Raw genomic sequence first — 16918 nt, 5'->3', positions numbered from 1 at the left:
GCAGACAATCAAAGTGCAGCTGCTGTTTGAAGAGCCGATGGTTCCCATCTGCCATCCCCGGCTAAGAGGCGTAGCTCCAGCAAGCATGCCGTTGCTGCACAAACTCGGAAGTAACTTCAGTTGGGCTCAGTACACGACGCATGAACGTCCACTTTGGGTCGAAAGCAGACGGTCATGACTGACCGCCATCGACCCATAGCGGACGCTCACTATTGGCTGCATCCGGCCCCATGCCGTCAGTCGCTTGCTGGCGTGTACCAATGGGCTGCGGCGTCAGCATGTACATGTTTTTGCTTATGGGGAATGAAGGGTGTGTCGAGCGTGCCCAAGGCTATCGAAACCCAGTCGGCAAACTCCCCGTGCGATCGTGACCAGAACAAGGTCGAACCACACTCCATGCAGAACTCACGCACGACCTTCTGTGAAGAGACATAGGCTTTGATCTGGCTGGAACCTTCTAATACTCGAAGCGCGCGGCGAGGAACGCTGCCGTACGTAGCGAACAACGCTCCGTGCCCTTTTCGGCACTGGCTGCAATGACAATGACTTACTGCTTTAGGAGGACCGATGAGCTCGAATCTGACCTTCGCACATAAGCAACTCCCCGGATAGATCTCAGCCATACGCCCGTCCGTGCACGCAAAAGAACGCCAGCTTAATTTTCCCCATCCGATCAGTCGACTGCCTGCTCTTGGCCGATTGCGGCCCGTCACGCGGTCGCTATCTGCCAAAGGCAGACATCCGCACCTGGAAAAAGTCTTCATCGAATAAGGCGTGCCCTCACAGCCTGCCCCTTCATGCACTTCACCCGCCGGCATCAATGGGTGCCCGCCTACATGTGCAGTTCAATTGTCCCTAAAAAGGGAACAATCATTCCCATTTTAGCCTAATTGTCTTGAATCAGCCCCTTCGTCAGAATGGCATCAATACCGCAGAGAACGCCACCGGCAAAGCGCGGTGCCCCATTTAAAACCCATAGCGTTTAACCATCCTGAAGAGATCACGACCATGTCCAAACGCGAACTGCTGAACCCAACCAACTCCGCTCTGATCCTGATCGACCACCAGCCGCAGATGGCTTTCGGTGTCCAGTCGATCGACCGTCAGACGCTGAAGAACAACACCGTCGGCCTGGCCAAGGCCGCCAAGATCTTCAACGTGCCGACCATCTACACCTCGGTCGAAACCGAAAGCTTCAGCGGCTACATCTGGCCAGAACTCCTTGCAGTGAATCCGGGCGCCGAGCCGATCGAGCGCACCTCGATGAACAGCTGGGAAGACGCCAAGCTGGTCGAAGCCGTGAAAGCCACCGGCCGCAAGAAACTGGTCATGGCCGCGCTGTGGACGGAGGTGTGCCTCACCTTCCCGGCCCTGGAAGCCATGGAAGCCGGCTACGAGGTGTACATCGTCACCGACGCCTCGGGTGGCACCACTCAGGAAGCACACGACATGTCGGTGCAGCGCATGATTCAGGCCGGCGCGATTCCGGTGACCTGGCAGCAAGTACTGCTCGAATACCAGCGTGACTGGGCTCACAAGGATACCTACCAAGCGGTCATGGACCTGGTTACGGAACACAGCGGTGCCTACGGCATGGGCGTCGACTACGCCTACACCATGGTGCACAAAGCCCCCCAACGTAAGGTGTCCTGACCGTCAGCCGTGACACCCGCCGCTTGAGGTTATATCTCAAGCGGCTGGTTTCGCGCTGACTCGTCGTCCCTGCCTTCAGCGATCCGACTGTAGTCGAGCCGAGAAGAGGTGCCGCCATGAGTCCAATTGAGAGCTTCGCAGTTAATCATCCATTGTCGCTGCTCGCATTGAATGTATTTGGCGACCAGATTGGATTACCAATCCCGTCATTCCCTTCACTCGTGCTTGCAGGCGCCTTCGCTAGCGAACACGGCGCGCCCGATCCTGCCTTAGTCATCGCCATGGCTGTGATCATGTGCTTGGTGGCGGACAGTATCTGGTACTGGATGGGCAGCCGTTTCGGCGAAGTTTTGACCAGACGAATCTGTCGGGGCTCTCCCAAGATGGGGGCGGCCTTCGCTCAAGGCAGGAAGGCTTACCTGAGATATGGACCGGTAGCGTTGGTCTTCGCCAAATTCCTACCTGGCGCAGGCGCCGTCTCAACCTTGTTGGCCGGCCAAATGGCTATGCCTAAATCGCACTTCGTCGCCTACAGCATTCTCGGTTCGCTCCTTTGGTGCAGTAGCGCTCTGGCCCTCGGCGCAGGTTTTGGTCGGCCGATCCTGTATGCCTTCGACAGCTTAAAGGACTACCTACTGGTGGGTCTGGCCACTGTGGGAATGGGTGGGCTCACCCTCATCGTTTTCAGAGCAGCTCTGTCTGCTTTGAAGCACGCGATGCGAAGCCCGGTTACGAAATAGCGCGAGGCAATCGCCCATTTTTTAACGGTGATCCAAGACGTCATCGTCACGATAGAGGTTTATTCTCAATGTCTAAGTCTGAACTCGCGCAGAAAGAGAGCTCCTTCGCAGGTATATCGGTGCCACTCGGGCTGCTTTTTCTTCGCGTCTCTGCCGCCCTTTTACTTCTGCAGATCCACGGGTTGCCCAAGTTGCTGAACTGGAGCACAGAGCTGCAGCGTATCGAGGATCCGTTTGGTCTAGGTCCGACGTTGACGTTGGCCATGGCAGTCTTCGCTGAAGTGCTCTGCCCCATCTTGCTGATACTCGGCATATTTGCACGCCTTGCTTGTCTCCCTGTCTTGGCCGTCCTCGGTGTTGCTCTCTTAATGGTGCATCCGGGATGGACGTTGGAGGAAGCACAATTCGCCTGGTTATACACTGTATTGTTTGCCGGTTTGGCTATCACCGGGCCAGGTGCGTGGGTTTTCAAGGCACCGGCCTTTACTCCAAAACCCAAGATTGTCTGACCGTCAGGTGCAGTCGTCTTTACGTCACAAAAGTCATACCTAAGATACCGCTGCAGTCTCCGGAATCCGGAGCTCAGCGGCGAGAAAGTCCAAGAATGCCCGTGTCTTGAGCGGGACCCGTCGAGCTGTGGGATAAACCGCATGAATTGAAATAGGCGGGGCTTCCCAATCTTTCAGCACCTGAACCAACCTCCCCTCGGCCAACGCCTTGTCCACGATAAACAACGGCAACAAGGCAATACCCATATCCGCCTCTGCACCCTGCGCAAGCAAATCGCCATTGTTGGCGTGCAGCGGTCCGGTCACGTGAACACGCTGGATTTCTTTTCCGTTGCTCAGTTGCAAGCTAGCGCCGCTCTGCAGATACCCATAATTGAGGCATTGGTGGCAGGCCAAGTCCTTAGGCGTTTCAGGAAAGCCGTGCTGAGCTAAATAACCTGGTGAAGCAACCAGTACCCTCGGTGCGGGAGAGAGCTGCTTGGCTACTAGGGAGGAGTCAGCGAGACTCGCGATGCGGATCGTGACGTCGAAGCCGCCCTTGATAGGATCGACCTGCTGATCACTCAGCACAAGCTGCAGCTCTACCTTCGGATAGAGCGCATGAAATTGAGGGAGCAGCGGGCCCAGACGGCATAGACCGAAGGACATCGGAGCGTTCACCCGTAATACGCCTTGGACTTGCGCCAGTCCACTCCGTGCTCGTTGCTCCGCCTCATCCAACGAAGCCACCACTTCTCGACACGCTTCGTAGTATTCGCAGCCTGCTTCTGTCAGGTGCAGGCTGCGGGTCGTGCGATGCAGCAGCTGCACCCCGAGTGCTTCTTCCAGCGCCTGAATTTGTTTACTGACCTTCGAGCGCGGTACATGAAGAATCCTCGCCGCCGCCGTGAATCCGCTGGCGTCAACGGTGGCTATGAAGGTCCGCATGCATTCAAATCGGTCCACTTAATTGTCCCTTTTTTTTGAATCAATGATTCTTGTTTTTGCCTAATTGTCCATATTCGGTACGCACTTCAGAATGTCACCCATACCGCAGAGAATGCCGGTATCCACGACAAAGGCGTTGAACGAGGTCTGCATACGTTCGGGGTCAACGGCATTCTCAACCAGTCACTGACGTGTGCTCACAAGACATTCGCGCTTAACAGCGCAGCAGAAACAAGAAGGATGCGGAAGCTAGACATTCCAGGCTCTCAGAGGAAAGGTGAGCCTAGAGCGTATTTAGCTAGCAGCCAGAACTCTTGAAAAACTGTGCTCCGAGGCGCATTCAAAGGAGCTGTGTGCTCTGTGATCAGAACCTCGAGTCGCCTCTTCGACCGCTTCGAGCAAAGCTTCTGCCGCGATGGTCTCACTGGCTTGCTCCATGCGGTGTTTGCGACATCTCTTTTCGTACAGGGCCTAGGCAAACATGGGTGCCAGAACACCTGGAGTCTGCGCGCCGAAGACAACAGTGCCGTTAATGCGAAAGGAGGGAATCACTCGCCCGGCCCAACCTGCGACTGAGGTTTCGGTTTCCTGAAGCTCGCCACCAAATGAGTCACTAAGCAGGAAGGACTTGATGTCGCGAAAAGCCACTGCTTCCTGGCTCAGTAGCTTTTCAATAACAGCATCATCACCGATGTCCTCACCGCAGCAATACAAAGCCTCGTAAACTCGTTGCACGAATGCCTCGGCTGGTCTCTCATTTCGCTGCAGCCACAACACGGCAGCAAGGGCGGGACGGGTATCAGGAACGCTGCGGATTTTGCTAAAAGCAGGCTCAATTCCCAGCTTTTGCATCTCGGTCGTCACGAGAGACTGGTGGATCAGAGCTTGTGTGCCGAAGCGGCGCTCCAAGAAATCAGCGTACGACATCCCTACTGCTGTTCGGCTCAGAAAAGACCGACACGGTTGGAAAGTAACGTCATAAGCCTTTCCGGCCTGGTTCATCGCTATCGCAAGCCGACGCACCGCAACCCAACCCCAAGGATCGAGAAACTCAAACGCTAATATGGGTGAAGTATCCATGCTCGATACCCTGAAGGATTTATTCACCTTAAGGGTAAGGAGTTATTCAAGACAGCAGAAGTCCCACGTCACGCAATAGAGCATTGCGTCAGCTGCTATGCAATATTCAGTAACTCTTTCATGAATTGCGCGAAGACCCGAATACGGGTGGACTCGCGATTTATAGGCAGGTAAATAATATTGATGGAGGAATTCACGGACGTTGGATTCACCTCATACTCAGGCATCAAGCGGGTCAGCCGTCCATGTTGCACATCCTCTGCAACCAGCCAATCCGCTAACAGCGCCACGCCCTGCCCTGCGACTGCCGCCTGTCTGAGGATGTCGGCATTATTGCTTTGCATTCGGCCTTGTACCGCCACGGGTACCGTCTCGTCTTCGACTTCAAAATGCCAGTCCCTCATAGGACCTCCGTAATCGAAGCGCATGCACGAGTGATCCAATAACTCACTAGGTTGCGTTGGGGCGCCATGCTGTTCCAGGTAGGCAGGGCTGGCCACTAACCAACGCTGAAAATGACCAACCGTCGTGCAGATTACCTCTTCGCTGGAAACGGTTGAGCCGAGTCGGACCGTTAGATCTATCCGATCCTTATACAGGTCGACCATTTCATCGCTAAGGTTCAGGCTCACTTCCAGTTCAGGATGGGCAGCTAGGAAACGCCCAAGGTGCGGCGAAATCAAGCGCCGACCAAATTCCACTGGAACGCTAACCCGCAGCTTGCCTTTCGCTTCACTTCCCCTGTCGGTAACCATGCTATCCGCGGCAGCGAGAGCGTCGAGGATGGTGACGGCGTGATCGAAATAGGCCTGGCCAAGATCGGTAGGGCTGTTCTGGCGTGTGCTACGCGTAATGAGTGTCGTGCCAAGATCCGCCTCCAAAGCAGCGACCTGCCGTGCTACAGACGAAGTTGCCACGCCTAGCTTTCGCGCTGCTGCAGAGTACCCTCCGCAACGCACGGTCTCTACGAACATGCTCAACGCGAGAAACTTATCCATGTATTCGACTCAGCTGATGATCCAGAGAAGAAAGCCACTGTCGCCATCGGTCAACGGGGCAGGCAGTTCCAATCATAGCCATTTGCTTGGCTTCGAGATATGACAGCCGTGCTGTCGCTGGAGCGTAAGCGTCCGGCTAACTCACCTTCCGAAGTCCAGCATTAAGGGCCATGGTGTTCGCGTATTTTAAGCGGGCGCGATGACCCTTATCTCTCAATGCCTGATCGCCCAAAGTCGCCCCTTAGTCGTTGTTTTTCGATTGATCACGTCAGGGCAGCATTCGCTCGGCTGCCCAACTCTGGCTAGAAATCGGTGATTGTTGTATCGGCAACGGTTTCGGCGAAACCGACGCCGAGCAGGTGTGCCGGGGTTTCAAAACCTGCGCGCCGTTCCCCGCTCAGCACTCGGCGAGCCGCCTCAACCGCCGCCAGCGGTGTGTAGGTGTACCCGTTGACGGTCTCGATCACCGAGCGGGCCACACCGCTATCTCCATCCACGACCTCGGCCACGGCCAATGCTCGATGCGCCAGACGCTGCTCTTCACTCGGGCCTTCCGACAATAGCGAGAGGTCGCCCTCGGGAAAGGCGGCATCCGGGATGTGCACATACACGGCTATGTTAGGAATACCTGTGGAGCGCCAGCCCGTAACCAGATCCCCGAATGACAATGGCACACACAGCTTTGGGCCAGCGCCAAAATCAAACTCGCGGGGAGGCTGGTCGGGGACTGCCACGAGTTCCCCTTCAATACGCGCCAGAACCCCTGCGCCGATGATCTCACTCACGCTTGATGCCGAGCCGCGAGACATGGGGCCTGCCACTTGCAGCGCCACGTTCAACGATTGGGGTTGTTCAACCCTGGCTGCGACATGCAGAGCCAGGCAGTCGGTCGGCACCACGTCCCAGCCAACGCCAGAAGCGTCACTGCGGCTGCCTTTGAAGTCGGGTATGAAAGCAGCACCCAGTTCAGCCGAGATTACGCAAAAGTCTTCGGGCTACCGCCCTCACGAGACGCTGCGCGCATTCAGCACGAGAGTAAAGTTTCAAGGGCCTGATCAGATCAAATACCGGCGAGGAGTGGGGTTCTCCCGTCCGCCAGACGTTGTCCACCACGATGTGCTGAATGCGCCAGGTTTCACCCTGCCTGGCAAGCTTCACGTCGCAGGGTTTCGTATCGGTCGTGATGACTCCTGAGCTTCAAGTCTGACTGGGCAGGTTCTTCCCCAATTCAAAATCCGCCTGATCAATCCGATACGTCCTCCCTTTGGGCCGCGACACCTAGTGCCTTCATGCTCGAGGTGATCGCGGTTTTTTTCCTCTATGGTTCGGATCAACGCTTACCGACGTGCTTCGCGAGGAAGATCACAAGTGCCAAGCCGGGGATCGCTGCAGCAGCGTAAGCGGTAGTCGCCCAGCCAAAGCTCTCATAGAGTGGGCTCGCGACCATCGAACCCAATGCACCACCGACAAAGATGCTGGTCATGAACACTGCGTTCAGACGTGCCCGGCTGTTGGGGTCCAGGGCGTAGACTTCACGCTGGCCAAGGACCATGTTCATTTGCACGGCGAAATCCAGAGCGATCGCCGCAGCGACCAAGCCTAGATAACCCAGCCCGGGGATCCCGGCGACGAGCAACGCAGCCGGTGCCATGACCAAGGCTACCAGTGTACTTACGTGACCATGACCTGCATCAGCCAGACGCCCTGCGATCGGGGCTGCAATGGCGCCCACGGCACCCACAAGAGCGAAGAGCGCTACACCGTTCTGGGTAAAGCCGTAGTGACGGATCAACTCGATCGGTACGACAGTCCAGAAGAAGCTGAAGCTTGCAAACAGTAACCCCTGATACAGAGAACGCTCACGTAGCACAGCATATTGCTTAGCCAGGCCGAAGACGGAACCAATCAAGCGGGCGTAGGTGGTGTGATGATTCGGCATGCGCTTAGGCAGTAGTGCCGCCACCAGTGCAGCGATAACGACCATCAGCACGGCGGCACTGAAGAACACGCCCCTCCAGCCCACATACTCCGACACCAGGCTTGAAACAGGGCGAGCCAGCAGGATTCCGAGCAACAGACCACTCATGATGTTACCGACCACTCGGCCTCGACTGCTCTCAGGCGCCATGTGAGCGGCCAGCGGCACCAGGATCTGCACAGCGACAGAAGTCAGTCCGATCATCAGCGAGGCAATCAGGAACAGCGACGGCGAGTCAGCGAAACCTGCTGCTGCGAGGAACGCGCCTACCACCAGGGTGAAGCCGATTACCAGACGCTTGTTTTCCATCAGATCGGCCAGTGGAACCAAGAACAGCAGTCCAGCGGCATAGCCGAATTGGGTCAACGATACGATCAAGCTGGCATGTTCAGGCGAAAGGCCAATGCTTGGGGCAATCAGCTCAACGATGGGCTGTGCGTAGTACAGGTTGGCGACTACAGCGCCACAGCAAAACGCGAGAAAGATGACCAACGCTTTAGAAAGTGTCGGGACTGTATCGGCATGCACCGACGGTGAAGCAATTACTTCAGGGCTGCTCGCTGACATGGCGACATCTCCGAATGGGTTGAGAAAGTTCAGGAACAAGCCTATGCGTGAGGCACAGCCATGAGAATACGAACTTCCAGCAAAAAAGTTATGCAAGTTGCGCAAAACTGACAGCGTTGCGTGATGAGCAAAGCTTCGTTGCGCGATGTACCTATACCCCTATAAGTCGTGCTCCTCTAGGCTCACGCCTTCAACTAATCGGCGCCCGATAAGCCGAGGTTGAAGATGAGGAGATCTTCGATGAGTTCGGCTCGATTGGCGTCCGCCATCTCAAGCCCCTGCAGCTTTGGGCGTCAGTCGTCGCTCTCAGCAAAGAGCGAGGTGGGTATCAATGGCACGTAAAAAACTTTGGTTATCTGCAGCTGTTGCGCTCGGGGTGGGAGGGCTGGCCTTAGCGTTCGGGCTGATGTGGCGCCCTGCGATCGACCCGATCGACAAGCCTATTGAATTCGATCCGGCGCAAATCGCTCGCGGCGCCGAAGTGGTGACAGCCGGCGATTGTGCAGTGTGTCATACGCGCCCAGGCGGCAAGTACCTCGCAGGTGGCCTGCCATTGGTGACGCCGTTCGGCACGCTCTACAGCACCAACATTACCCCGGACGCCACGACCGGCATAGGCAAGTGGCCGTTCGATGCATTTGTACGTGCCATGCGCGAAGGCATCTCCAGAGACGGCCATTTTCTCTACCCTGCCTTCCCCTACAAACACTATCGTCTGCTCAGCGACGACGACCTGGCCGATGCCTATGCGTATCTGAGAAGTGGCCCGCCTGTATACGAGCCGGCGACCCCCAATCGCATGAAGTTCCCCATGAACATTCGCCCGCTGGTCTCAGGCTGGAACTTGATGTTCCTGCACACGGCGCCATTCGAGCCGGCAGCGCAGCATTCGCAACAGTGGAACCGCGGGCGCTATCTGGTCGAAGGCGCGGGGCACTGTGGCGGGTGCCATACGCCCTTGAATTTCCTTGGCGCTGAGAAAGACAGCCAGGCGCTTTCCGGCGGGGTGGTCGACGGATGGGAAGCCCCATCCTTGCTTGGTCTGGCGAGCCGCCAGACACCTTGGTCGCAGGCACAACTGGTGGAGTACCTGCAGGCCAAGGTTGTAGACAACCATGGCACCCCGGCCGGTCCAATGCGCCCGGTCAGTCAGGAGCTCGCTCGTCTGCCACAGGCCGATGTCGATGCCATCGCGGAGTACTTGCTGAGCCTGCCCGCGAGCGATGCCAAGCCGATCCCTATCCGCGCCAGCAGCACGCTAACCGCTGAGTCAGCTCGTCTGGGCCATGATCTGTTCCAAGGCGCCTGTGCCGGCTGCCACGGCGGCGCGGCGCCCATGCGCGCGATCGACGGCAGGCCGGCACTGACCGCCACGTCAGCGGTCCAGGCCGATAAACCACGCAACTTCATCAAGACAGTGCTGGAAGGCATCGCGCCTACGCCCGGCGAGCCGGGTCCAGCCATGCCGCCGTTCGCCGCGAGCCTGACCGATCAGCAGCTCACCGCCCTGGCCGAGTTCATCCGCCATCAGGCGAGCCCGGACAAACCGTGGCGGGATGTAGATGCAACCATTCAGGCGCTGCGCCAGGAGACCCCATGAGCAACGTGACTCTCAATGTAAACGGCCAGGTACACAGCCTGGATATCGACCCGGACATGCCGTTGCTCTATGCCCTGCGCAACCAGCTCGAGCTCAACGGCGCCAAGTACGGTTGCGGACTGGGTCAGTGCGGCGCCTGCACTGTCATCGTCGACGACAAGCCGGTGTTTTCCTGCGTGACCCCCTGCGCGGGCCTGGAAGGTCGCAAGGTGCGCACGGTCGAGAGCTTGGGCACGGCCGAGCACCCCGGCCCCTTGCAGCAGGCGTTCATCGATACCCAGGCTGCCCAGTGCGGTTACTGCATCGCCGGGATGATCATGCGGGCCCAAGCGTTGCTTGAGAAAAACCCCCGGCCCGACCAGGCCACGCTGCGTGCGCACATGGCCACGAACCTGTGCCGCTGCGGTACTCACCTGCGGATCATCGAAGCCATCACACGCGTCATTGAAAACGGTGGTATCCATGGCTAAAAGCGAATTCGGACGTCGCGCCTTCCTTCAGGGCAGCAGCCTGCTGATGGCCTTCACACTGATGCCGGCAGCCCGCAAGGCGTTCGCCGATACGGAGGTGGACACGCTCGGTACCGTGGTGCTGGCCCCGGGCCTGCCGGGTAGCCTGCGCACCAACCCCTATCTCGACGCCTGGATTAAGGTCGGTGCCGATGGCATCACGGTTTACACCGGCAAGGTAGAGCTGGGCACCGGGGTGAAGACTGCGCTGCTGCAGATCGCAGCGGAGCGGCTGGACGTTGCGCCAGCTGCGGTTAACTTCCTAACGGCGGATACGGCCCTGACCCCTAACGAAGGCTACACGGCTGGCAGCCATACAATTTTCGACAGCGGCACGGCGCTATTCAACGCGGCTGCACAGGTTCGCCAGATGCTGATGGAGTCTGCCGCTCGACAGTGGGGCTTGGACGTCGCATCGCTGAAAACGGGGGATGCGATGATTACCGCGCCGTCTGGGGCACGCATGAGCTATGCCGACGCTGTGACTGGGGTGGACCTCCATCAGTATGCCCAGGCCAAGTCACCAGACTTTTCACCTGAACAGTTCAAGCTTATCGGCCATGCGGTGCAGCGGCTCGACATTCCTGCAAAGGTCACCGGCGCCGCAGCGTTCGTCCAAGACATGCGTTTGCCGGGCATGGTCCATGCCCGCGTGATCAGACCGCCGCGCCCTGGCAGCCAGCTCACCGGCTTTGATATGCCCGCCATCGAACGCCTACCAGGTGTGGTCAAGGTCATCCGGGACGGCAATTACCTCGCAGTGGTAGCGAAAGATGAGTGGCAAGCGATCAAAGCCATGCGCGCCGGCTACGAGGCAGCGACGTGGGCCGGTGGCGACGTGATCCCGGACCAAGCCGTGATTCACCAACTGCTGCCCAAGTTGCAGTCCAAGCGCTATCCCATCAAGCATGAGGGGACCCCAGCCCCTTCAAGCGGCAAGACGTATAGAGCGCGGGTCACCAAGCAGTACCTGATGCATGGCTCCATCGGCCCCTCCTGTTCGATAGCTTGGTTCAAAGACGGCATGCTAACGGTGTGGACCCACACCCAGGGAGTGTTCCCGCTGCGTGCCGGTATCGCCGAAATGGTCGGCCTGCCGCCCGCCGCCGTACGCTGCATCCACGCCGAAGGCTCGGGATGCTACGGACACAACGGCGCCGATGACGCCGCGGCCGATGCGGCTCTCATCGCCGTGCGCATGCCAGGTGTACCCGTGCGAGTTCAATGGATGCGCGAACAGGAAAACCTTTGGGAACCCTACAGCTCGGCCATGCTCACCGAGCTGCAAGCCAGCCTGGGCAGTGACGGGCGGATCAATGACTGGAAGTACGAGTTGTGGACCACCCCGCACAACGAGCGCATCACCAACGCCGGACGCCTGGTGCCGGCGCGGATGCTCGCTCGCCCGTTCACCTCGATGCCCTCCGTTCCGATTGCCCAGCCCGAGGGGGATGGCGACCGCAACGCGATCCCGCTGTACGAAACCGGTGCGGCTAGTATCGACATGAACTTCATCACCCAGATGCCGTTCCGGACCTCGGCGATGCGCTCGCTGGGGGCGCATATCAATGTCTTCGCCATCGAGGCCTGCGTGGACGAGCTGGCAGATCAGGCGGGTGTTGATGCCGTCGCGTTCCGCCTCAGCCACCTAACCGATCCGAGGGCCCGCGCGGTGATCGAACGGACCAGGGACGAATTCGGCTGGCCACGTCGGTCACCGGCTCCGGGAGCCGGCATCGGCATGGGCTTCGCTCGCTACAAAAACATCATGGGCTACTGCGCGGTGGCTGTGGAAATCCAGGTGCATCCGCAAACCGGCGAGATCGAGATCCAGCGGGTGATCACCGCAGTAGACGTGGGTCAGATCGTCAACCCCGATGGACTTCGAAATCAGGTCGAAGGCGGTATCGTCCAGTCGAGCAGTTGGACGCTTTACGAGGCAGTTAGTTACGACGCCGGTGGGGTGCGCAGCTACGACTGGAGCGGCTACCCGATCCTGCGGTTCCCGCAGCTTCCCAAGCACGTAGAAGTACACATGATCGATCAGCCTGGCCAGCCGTTCCTGGGCGCAGCCGAAATCGTCCAAGGCCCGATGGCGGCGGCGCTGGGTAATGCTGTGGCCAATGCCACCGGCCACCGCCGGTTTGCGTTACCACTTACCCGCAAGGCCTGAGCAATGAGTAGGTCGCCGACGTTCTATCAAGTGCTTAAAGAGGTAATGGCAGATGCAGCATCTTGATGTGAGGGTACTCGAGCAAGCACTGGCCTGGGCTGACGAAGGGCAAAGCCTGTGGTTGTGCACCGTGCTGTCCACCTTCGGTTCGGCGCCGAGATCGCCTGGTGCAATGCTGGTGGCCACACAGTCCGGCGCGCACTGCGGCTCGTTATCGGGTGGATGCGTCGAAGAAGAATTCCTCCAAGCGCTGGGCCGTGGCGAGCACGCGGCCCCCGCCCAGGTTGTCAGTTACGGACGTACCGCTGAAGAGCGTAGCCGCCTGCAACTTCCCTGTGGCGGCAGCTTGGATGTGTTGGTCGAGCATCGAGGACCGACACCGGAATGGAAGGCTCACCTGAACAAGTTGCTCGACGCGATACGTGGGCAGCACCGGCTGACGAGGATAATCGAACTTGAAAGCGGCCTGTTCAGCTCCCGGCGTTACGCTGACGGAGCCGACGCCGTGGCTCGGCGTGGAAGCCGTCTGGAAATTAGCCTAGGTCCTGCACTTCGTCTGCTACTTGCCGGCATGTCACCCGTCGCCCAGGCCTGTGGTCAGTTCGCCAAAGCCCTCGGGTTCGAAGTGATTGCCTGCGATCCGCGGGAGGAAGCGGCCGAAATGCCAATCGAAGGGGTACCCCTGATTCCGCTGTTGCCCTCGCTGTACATCGCCAATGGAGGTTGCCACGCTGCGACAGCCGTCGTTGCGCTCACCCATGACCCGAAAATCGATGACCTCGCCTTGATGGAAGCTGTGCACACCCCGGCCTTTTATATCGGTGCAATGGGTTCTAAACGTACTTCGGAGAAGCGAGCAGAAAGGTTGCGGCGAATCGGCGGCCTGTCGTCTACGGACGTAGGCCGTTTGCACATGCCCATAGGCTTGGATATCGGTTCCAGGACCCCAGCCGAGATCGCCTTGTCAGTCATGGCTGACGTGCTGCGGGTTTATAGAGGTAAAGCTCGTACTGCGCTTTAGGGCAGAGTTCCCAAGTTTTGCGAGTTGCGCAATGCACTTGCTCCGGTTTTGCGGATTAACAATTTTCGGTCTGGGTATTAACCTAACTTCATCAAACAGAAGCAACGATGCTTCACCTCTTGAATTTATTGAATTTACTTCAAAAGGAACTGAGTAATGACCAGCAATCTGTTCAATCCCATACGTGTTGGCGCGTTAGAACTTCCTCATCGCATTGCGATGGCTCCGTTGACCCGGTCTCGCGCTGGTCAACCTGGGGATGTCCCAACACCAATGGCTGCGGAATATTATGGCCAGCGGGCAAGCGCGGCTCTAATCATTACCGAGGCCACGCAAATCTCTCAACAGGGACAAGGTTACGCGTGGACTCCGGGTATTCATACCCCTGAACAGATTCAGGCCTGGAAACGTGTGAGCGATGAAGTTCACCAACTCGATGGACGCATCTTCATGCAACTTTGGCACGTTGGCCGCGTTTCGCATCCCAGCTTCCAGCTGGATAACGCTCTGCCTGTGGCACCGAGTGCCATCGCAGCGCCTGGCAAGACCTTCATTGTCGACGAACATGGTAACGGGGTGTGGGGAGATGTGCCGGCACCGCGCGCGCTGGAAACCGAAGAAATCGCCGCAATCATTGATGACTACCGCATCGCCGCGCTCAATGCCATCGAGGCCGGTATGGACGGCGTGGAAATCCATGCAGGCAATGGCTATCTGCTCGACCAATTCATCAACAGCAACAGCAACAAGCGCAATGATCCATACGGTGGTACTTATCAGAATCGGGCGCGCCTGCTCCTAGCGGTCGTTCAGGCCGTTGCGCAAGAGATCGGTGCAGAACGCGTCGGTGTGCGTCTCACCCCGATGGGACGTTTCATGGGCATGGGAGACGACACCCCCATCGAGACCTTCACCTACATCGTGGAGTCGTTGAACCGCTATGGACTGGCGTATCTGCACCTCGTAGAGCCTGCCGTCGTCGGCACGGTGAAGGACGAAAACTTCGACCCGCGCTGGGATGAAATCATCTTGAAGCTGCGTGACGCCTGGAACGGTGTGTTGATCATCGCAGGCGGTTATGACGCGGCCTCTGCGGAGAAAGCGATTCGAGAAGGACGCGCGGACGTTGTGGCCTTCGGTCGACCGTTCTTGGCCAACCCGGATCTACCACGCCGGATTCGAGACGGTTTGGAACTCAATACCCCTGATCCAACCACCTTCTTCGGTGGCGACGAACGCGGCTACATCGACTACCCCGTACACGCGTAACTAGATCGACAGACTGGCTGGATGCCCCAGCCAGTTCTGTACGGGGCCAATTGTCCCTAATTTTGGAACAGTAAAATCGAAAGTGCTCATATTGTTGCCAAGTTGCTCTGCACTTATGATTTCTCCATCGCAAGCCACTTCGGCAGACTTTAAATTAGGAGCAATAAAATGAACCCTCTGAAATATACCACTGCAGTAGCCGGCCGCGTATTGTTGGCTGTTCTTTTCTTGCTTAGCGGCTTCAGCAAGCTGGCCTCACCAGAGGGAACAATTGCTTACATCGAATCAAGTGGTTTGCCTTTCCCATTGCTGAGCTACTTGGCCGCACTTGGTGTGGAACTTGGTCTCGCCACACTGTTGATCATTGGTTTTCAAACGCGCATTGTCGCTGTGGGCATGGCTCTATTCACGGTAATGGCAGCGTTCGCTTTCCATAACAACCTGGCTGATCAAGGCCAATTCATTAACTTCTTTAAGAACATTTCCATTGCCGGCGGCTTGTTGCAGATCGCAGCTTTTGGCGGCGGTGCGCTGAGCCTCGATGCGCTGGTGGCCAACATCAAAGCTCGGGCTGCGAAAGCCCAACTCAATCGCGTCTAACCTTTCACGCCGCGAACAGCGCAGGGGGAAGTCATGACTACATCCAAACAACGTGCCCCCTGGCTTCCGATTTGGGCTGGTCTCTGTGCCAGCCTGGTCGGCATCGGATTGGCGCGATTCGCTTATACACCACTCATCCCGGCACTTATTGAAGCCCATTGGTTTGCCAGCTCTGCAGTCGTTTTCCTTGGCGCTGCAAACCTAGCTGGCTACCTGATTGGAGCTTTGATTGGTCGGCCAATGGCCGCCAGATGGTCAAGCGCAACCGTGCTGCGTGTCATGATGGTCATGGTCAGCTTGGCATTCCTTGGCTGCGCCTGGCCGCTGTCGGTGGGTTGGTTCTTCTTCTGGCGTCTGCTTTCGGGCATCGCCGGTGGCGTGATCATGGTGCTGGCAGCAACTGCTATCCTGCCCCATGTAGCTGCCAACCGAAGGGGCCTTGCAAGTGGTGCGATTTTCCTTGGTATCGGATTGGGAATCGCAGGAGCCGCAAGCCTGGTTCCTTGGCTGTTGGCCAAAGGGCTTCAGCAAACCTGGCTTGGCTTAGCGGCCCTCTCCTTCGCGCTCACTGTTAGCAGCTGGGCGGGGTGGCCGGCCGATCATCCTCACCATCAAGCGACACCGACCACACCTAAAGCTGCCACTTCATCCGCCGTAACGGTTTTGTTTGGACAGTACGCTTTGATGGCGACTGCGCTGGTTGCACCCATGATGTTCTTGGTGGACTACGTTAGCCGCGGTCTTGGTGCAGGAACCCATGCAGGAGCTTTGATGTGGGGCCTGTACGGTATCGGTGCCATTGCAGGTCCCGTGCTTTATGGGCTGTTGGCGGATCATTTGGGCGCTCGGACAGGCATTCGGATCGTCCTGATTGCCCAACTTATCGCCGTAGGTGTACTGATTGAGACCCATGATCTGCGCCTGCTAGGAGCAGCAGCATTGCTCATAGGTTCATTCCCACCAGGGATCGTTCCTCTGGTCCTTGCTCGAGTGCACGATCTGGTAGAGGGGTATACCCAGCAAAACGCGACTTGGAGCCGCGCTACAGTTGCTTTCGCAAGCTTCCAAGCCATTGCGGGATATGGTTACTCAGCGCTATTCGCAAGCAGCAACGGCCATCATGGCGTGCTGTTTAGCGTCGCTGCAGGTGCATTGATTCTGGCTCTGCTGCTCGACCTGATATTAGTCTGTCCCCCTTTCCCCCGCCGTTTTCCCCCACTGCCGGAAAGCGAGGCAACACCGGGGCGAAAATGCCCATGAAGGCAAAAACCAGGGCTGTGAGTACAGCACTGGT

15 protein-coding genes and 2 pseudogenes are annotated in these 16918 nt (G+C 57.9%); 11 read left to right on the top strand and 6 right to left on the bottom strand.

From position 1 onward, the window contains the following. Nucleotides 1–236: 236 nt before the first annotated feature. Nucleotides 237–623: a GFA family protein gene (locus tag E2H86_RS22155; RefSeq protein WP_133331661.1), complete on the bottom strand. Its 387-nt coding sequence runs from the start codon at nt 621–623 to the stop codon at nt 237–239. A 385-nt stretch (nt 624–1008) separates the two neighbouring features. On the opposite strand from E2H86_RS22155, the gene E2H86_RS22150 reads away from it, so the two are divergent. The 3 genes from E2H86_RS22150 (at nt 1009) to E2H86_RS22140 (ending at nt 2902) form a co-directional block, all read left to right on the top strand. Beyond that, on the top strand, nt 1009–1653 hold the full coding sequence (locus E2H86_RS22150; RefSeq protein WP_133331660.1) for a hydrolase: 645 nt from the start codon (nt 1009–1011) through the stop codon (nt 1651–1653). Nucleotides 1654–1769: 116 nt separating this feature from the next. After that, nucleotides 1770–2393 (top strand): DedA family protein, encoded by a 624-nt coding sequence (locus tag E2H86_RS22145; RefSeq protein WP_133331659.1) that lies wholly within the window; start codon nt 1770–1772, stop codon nt 2391–2393. A 68-nt stretch (nt 2394–2461) separates the two neighbouring features. Further along, nucleotides 2462–2902, top strand: coding sequence for a DoxX family protein (locus E2H86_RS22140; RefSeq protein ID WP_133331658.1), 441 nt, complete (start codon nt 2462–2464; stop codon nt 2900–2902). 39 nt (nt 2903–2941) lie between these two features. On the opposite strand, the gene E2H86_RS22135 is transcribed toward E2H86_RS22140, so the two are convergent. The 4 genes and pseudogenes from E2H86_RS22135 to E2H86_RS22120 form a co-directional block, all read right to left on the bottom strand. After that, nucleotides 2942–3847: a LysR family transcriptional regulator gene (locus E2H86_RS22135; protein WP_133331657.1), complete on the bottom strand. Its 906-nt coding sequence runs from the start codon at nt 3845–3847 to the stop codon at nt 2942–2944. 453 nt (nt 3848–4300) lie between these two features. Beyond that, nucleotides 4301–4909: a DsbA family protein gene (locus tag E2H86_RS22130; protein WP_133331656.1), complete on the bottom strand. Its 609-nt coding sequence runs from the start codon at nt 4907–4909 to the stop codon at nt 4301–4303. Nucleotides 4910–5004: 95 nt separating this feature from the next. Continuing rightward, nucleotides 5005–5907, bottom strand: a complete 903-nt coding sequence (locus E2H86_RS22125) for a LysR family transcriptional regulator (RefSeq protein WP_133331655.1) — start codon at nt 5905–5907, stop codon at nt 5005–5007. A 302-nt stretch (nt 5908–6209) separates the two neighbouring features. After that, a pseudogene (locus E2H86_RS22120) lies at nt 6210–6821 on the bottom strand (hypothetical protein); the annotation flags it as partial. Here E2H86_RS22120 and E2H86_RS22115 point away from each other — a divergent pair. Continuing rightward, a pseudogene (locus E2H86_RS22115) lies at nt 6813–6962 on the top strand (AraC family transcriptional regulator); the annotation flags it as partial. The pseudogenes E2H86_RS22120 and E2H86_RS22115 overlap by 9 nt on opposite strands. Before the next feature lie 275 nt (nt 6963–7237). Here E2H86_RS22115 and E2H86_RS22105 read toward each other — a convergent pair. After that, nucleotides 7238–8452, bottom strand: coding sequence for an MFS transporter (locus E2H86_RS22105; protein WP_133331654.1), 1215 nt, complete (start codon nt 8450–8452; stop codon nt 7238–7240). Nucleotides 8453–8858: 406 nt separating this feature from the next. On the opposite strand from E2H86_RS22105, the gene E2H86_RS22100 reads away from it, so the two are divergent. The 7 genes from E2H86_RS22100 (at nt 8859) to E2H86_RS22070 (ending at nt 16884) form a co-directional block, all read left to right on the top strand. Next, on the top strand, nt 8859–10052 hold the full coding sequence (locus E2H86_RS22100) for a cytochrome c (protein ID WP_368773739.1): 1194 nt from the start codon (nt 8859–8861) through the stop codon (nt 10050–10052). After that, nucleotides 10049–10522 (top strand): (2Fe-2S)-binding protein, encoded by a 474-nt coding sequence (locus E2H86_RS22095; protein WP_133331652.1) that lies wholly within the window; start codon nt 10049–10051, stop codon nt 10520–10522. The genes E2H86_RS22100 and E2H86_RS22095 overlap by 4 nt, the downstream gene beginning before the upstream one ends. After that, nucleotides 10515–12734: a xanthine dehydrogenase family protein molybdopterin-binding subunit gene (locus E2H86_RS22090; protein ID WP_133331651.1), complete on the top strand. Its 2220-nt coding sequence runs from the start codon at nt 10515–10517 to the stop codon at nt 12732–12734. The genes E2H86_RS22095 and E2H86_RS22090 overlap by 8 nt, the downstream gene beginning before the upstream one ends. A 52-nt stretch (nt 12735–12786) precedes the next feature. Continuing rightward, entirely contained in the window at nt 12787–13755 is a 969-nt protein-coding gene (locus E2H86_RS22085; protein ID WP_133331650.1) for an XdhC family protein, read from the top strand. Nucleotides 13756–13911: 156 nt separating this feature from the next. Beyond that, nucleotides 13912–15024, top strand: a complete 1113-nt coding sequence (locus E2H86_RS22080; RefSeq protein WP_133331649.1) for an alkene reductase — start codon at nt 13912–13914, stop codon at nt 15022–15024. A gap of 168 nt (nt 15025–15192) precedes the next feature. Then, a complete protein-coding gene (locus E2H86_RS22075) occupies nt 15193–15624 on the top strand; it encodes a DoxX family protein (RefSeq protein ID WP_133331648.1) in 432 nt (143 codons plus the stop codon). A 33-nt stretch (nt 15625–15657) separates the two neighbouring features. Further along, entirely contained in the window at nt 15658–16884 is a 1227-nt protein-coding gene (locus E2H86_RS22070) for a YbfB/YjiJ family MFS transporter (protein ID WP_133331647.1), read from the top strand. Nucleotides 16885–16918: the final 34 nt, after the last annotated feature.

Source organism: Pseudomonas putida (assembly GCF_004357765.1).
In the GTDB taxonomy this organism is placed as follows: domain Bacteria; phylum Pseudomonadota; class Gammaproteobacteria; order Pseudomonadales; family Pseudomonadaceae; genus Aquipseudomonas; species Aquipseudomonas putida_U.
The sequence above is the reverse complement of the archived record's forward strand: the minus strand, read 5'-3'. Positions and strand labels throughout refer to the sequence as shown.

What these genes read in the sequence shown, in the direction of transcription:
- E2H86_RS22095 (WP_133331652.1), top strand. Translation starts at nt 10,049, where the DNA reads ATGAGCAACGTGACTCTCAATGTAAACGGCCAGGTACACAGCCTGGAT.
- E2H86_RS22150 (WP_133331660.1), top strand. Translation starts at nt 1,009, where the DNA reads ATGTCCAAACGCGAACTGCTGAACCCAACCAACTCCGCTCTGATCCTG.
- E2H86_RS22140 (WP_133331658.1), top strand. Translation starts at nt 2,462, where the DNA reads ATGTCTAAGTCTGAACTCGCGCAGAAAGAGAGCTCCTTCGCAGGTATA.
- E2H86_RS22155 (WP_133331661.1), bottom strand. Translation starts at nt 623, where the DNA reads ATGGCTGAGATCTATCCGGGGAGTTGCTTATGTGCGAAGGTCAGATTC.
- E2H86_RS22090 (WP_133331651.1), top strand. Translation starts at nt 10,515, where the DNA reads ATGGCTAAAAGCGAATTCGGACGTCGCGCCTTCCTTCAGGGCAGCAGC.
- E2H86_RS22070 (WP_133331647.1), top strand. Translation starts at nt 15,658, where the DNA reads ATGACTACATCCAAACAACGTGCCCCCTGGCTTCCGATTTGGGCTGGT.
- E2H86_RS22100 (WP_368773739.1), top strand. Translation starts at nt 8,859, where the DNA reads ATGTGGCGCCCTGCGATCGACCCGATCGACAAGCCTATTGAATTCGAT.
- E2H86_RS22130 (WP_133331656.1), bottom strand. Translation starts at nt 4,909, where the DNA reads ATGGATACTTCACCCATATTAGCGTTTGAGTTTCTCGATCCTTGGGGT.
- E2H86_RS22075 (WP_133331648.1), top strand. Translation starts at nt 15,193, where the DNA reads ATGAACCCTCTGAAATATACCACTGCAGTAGCCGGCCGCGTATTGTTG.
- E2H86_RS22125 (WP_133331655.1), bottom strand. Translation starts at nt 5,907, where the DNA reads ATGGATAAGTTTCTCGCGTTGAGCATGTTCGTAGAGACCGTGCGTTGC.
- E2H86_RS22105 (WP_133331654.1), bottom strand. Translation starts at nt 8,452, where the DNA reads ATGTCAGCGAGCAGCCCTGAAGTAATTGCTTCACCGTCGGTGCATGCC.
- E2H86_RS22145 (WP_133331659.1), top strand. Translation starts at nt 1,770, where the DNA reads ATGAGTCCAATTGAGAGCTTCGCAGTTAATCATCCATTGTCGCTGCTC.
- E2H86_RS22080 (WP_133331649.1), top strand. Translation starts at nt 13,912, where the DNA reads ATGACCAGCAATCTGTTCAATCCCATACGTGTTGGCGCGTTAGAACTT.
- E2H86_RS22085 (WP_133331650.1), top strand. Translation starts at nt 12,787, where the DNA reads ATGCAGCATCTTGATGTGAGGGTACTCGAGCAAGCACTGGCCTGGGCT.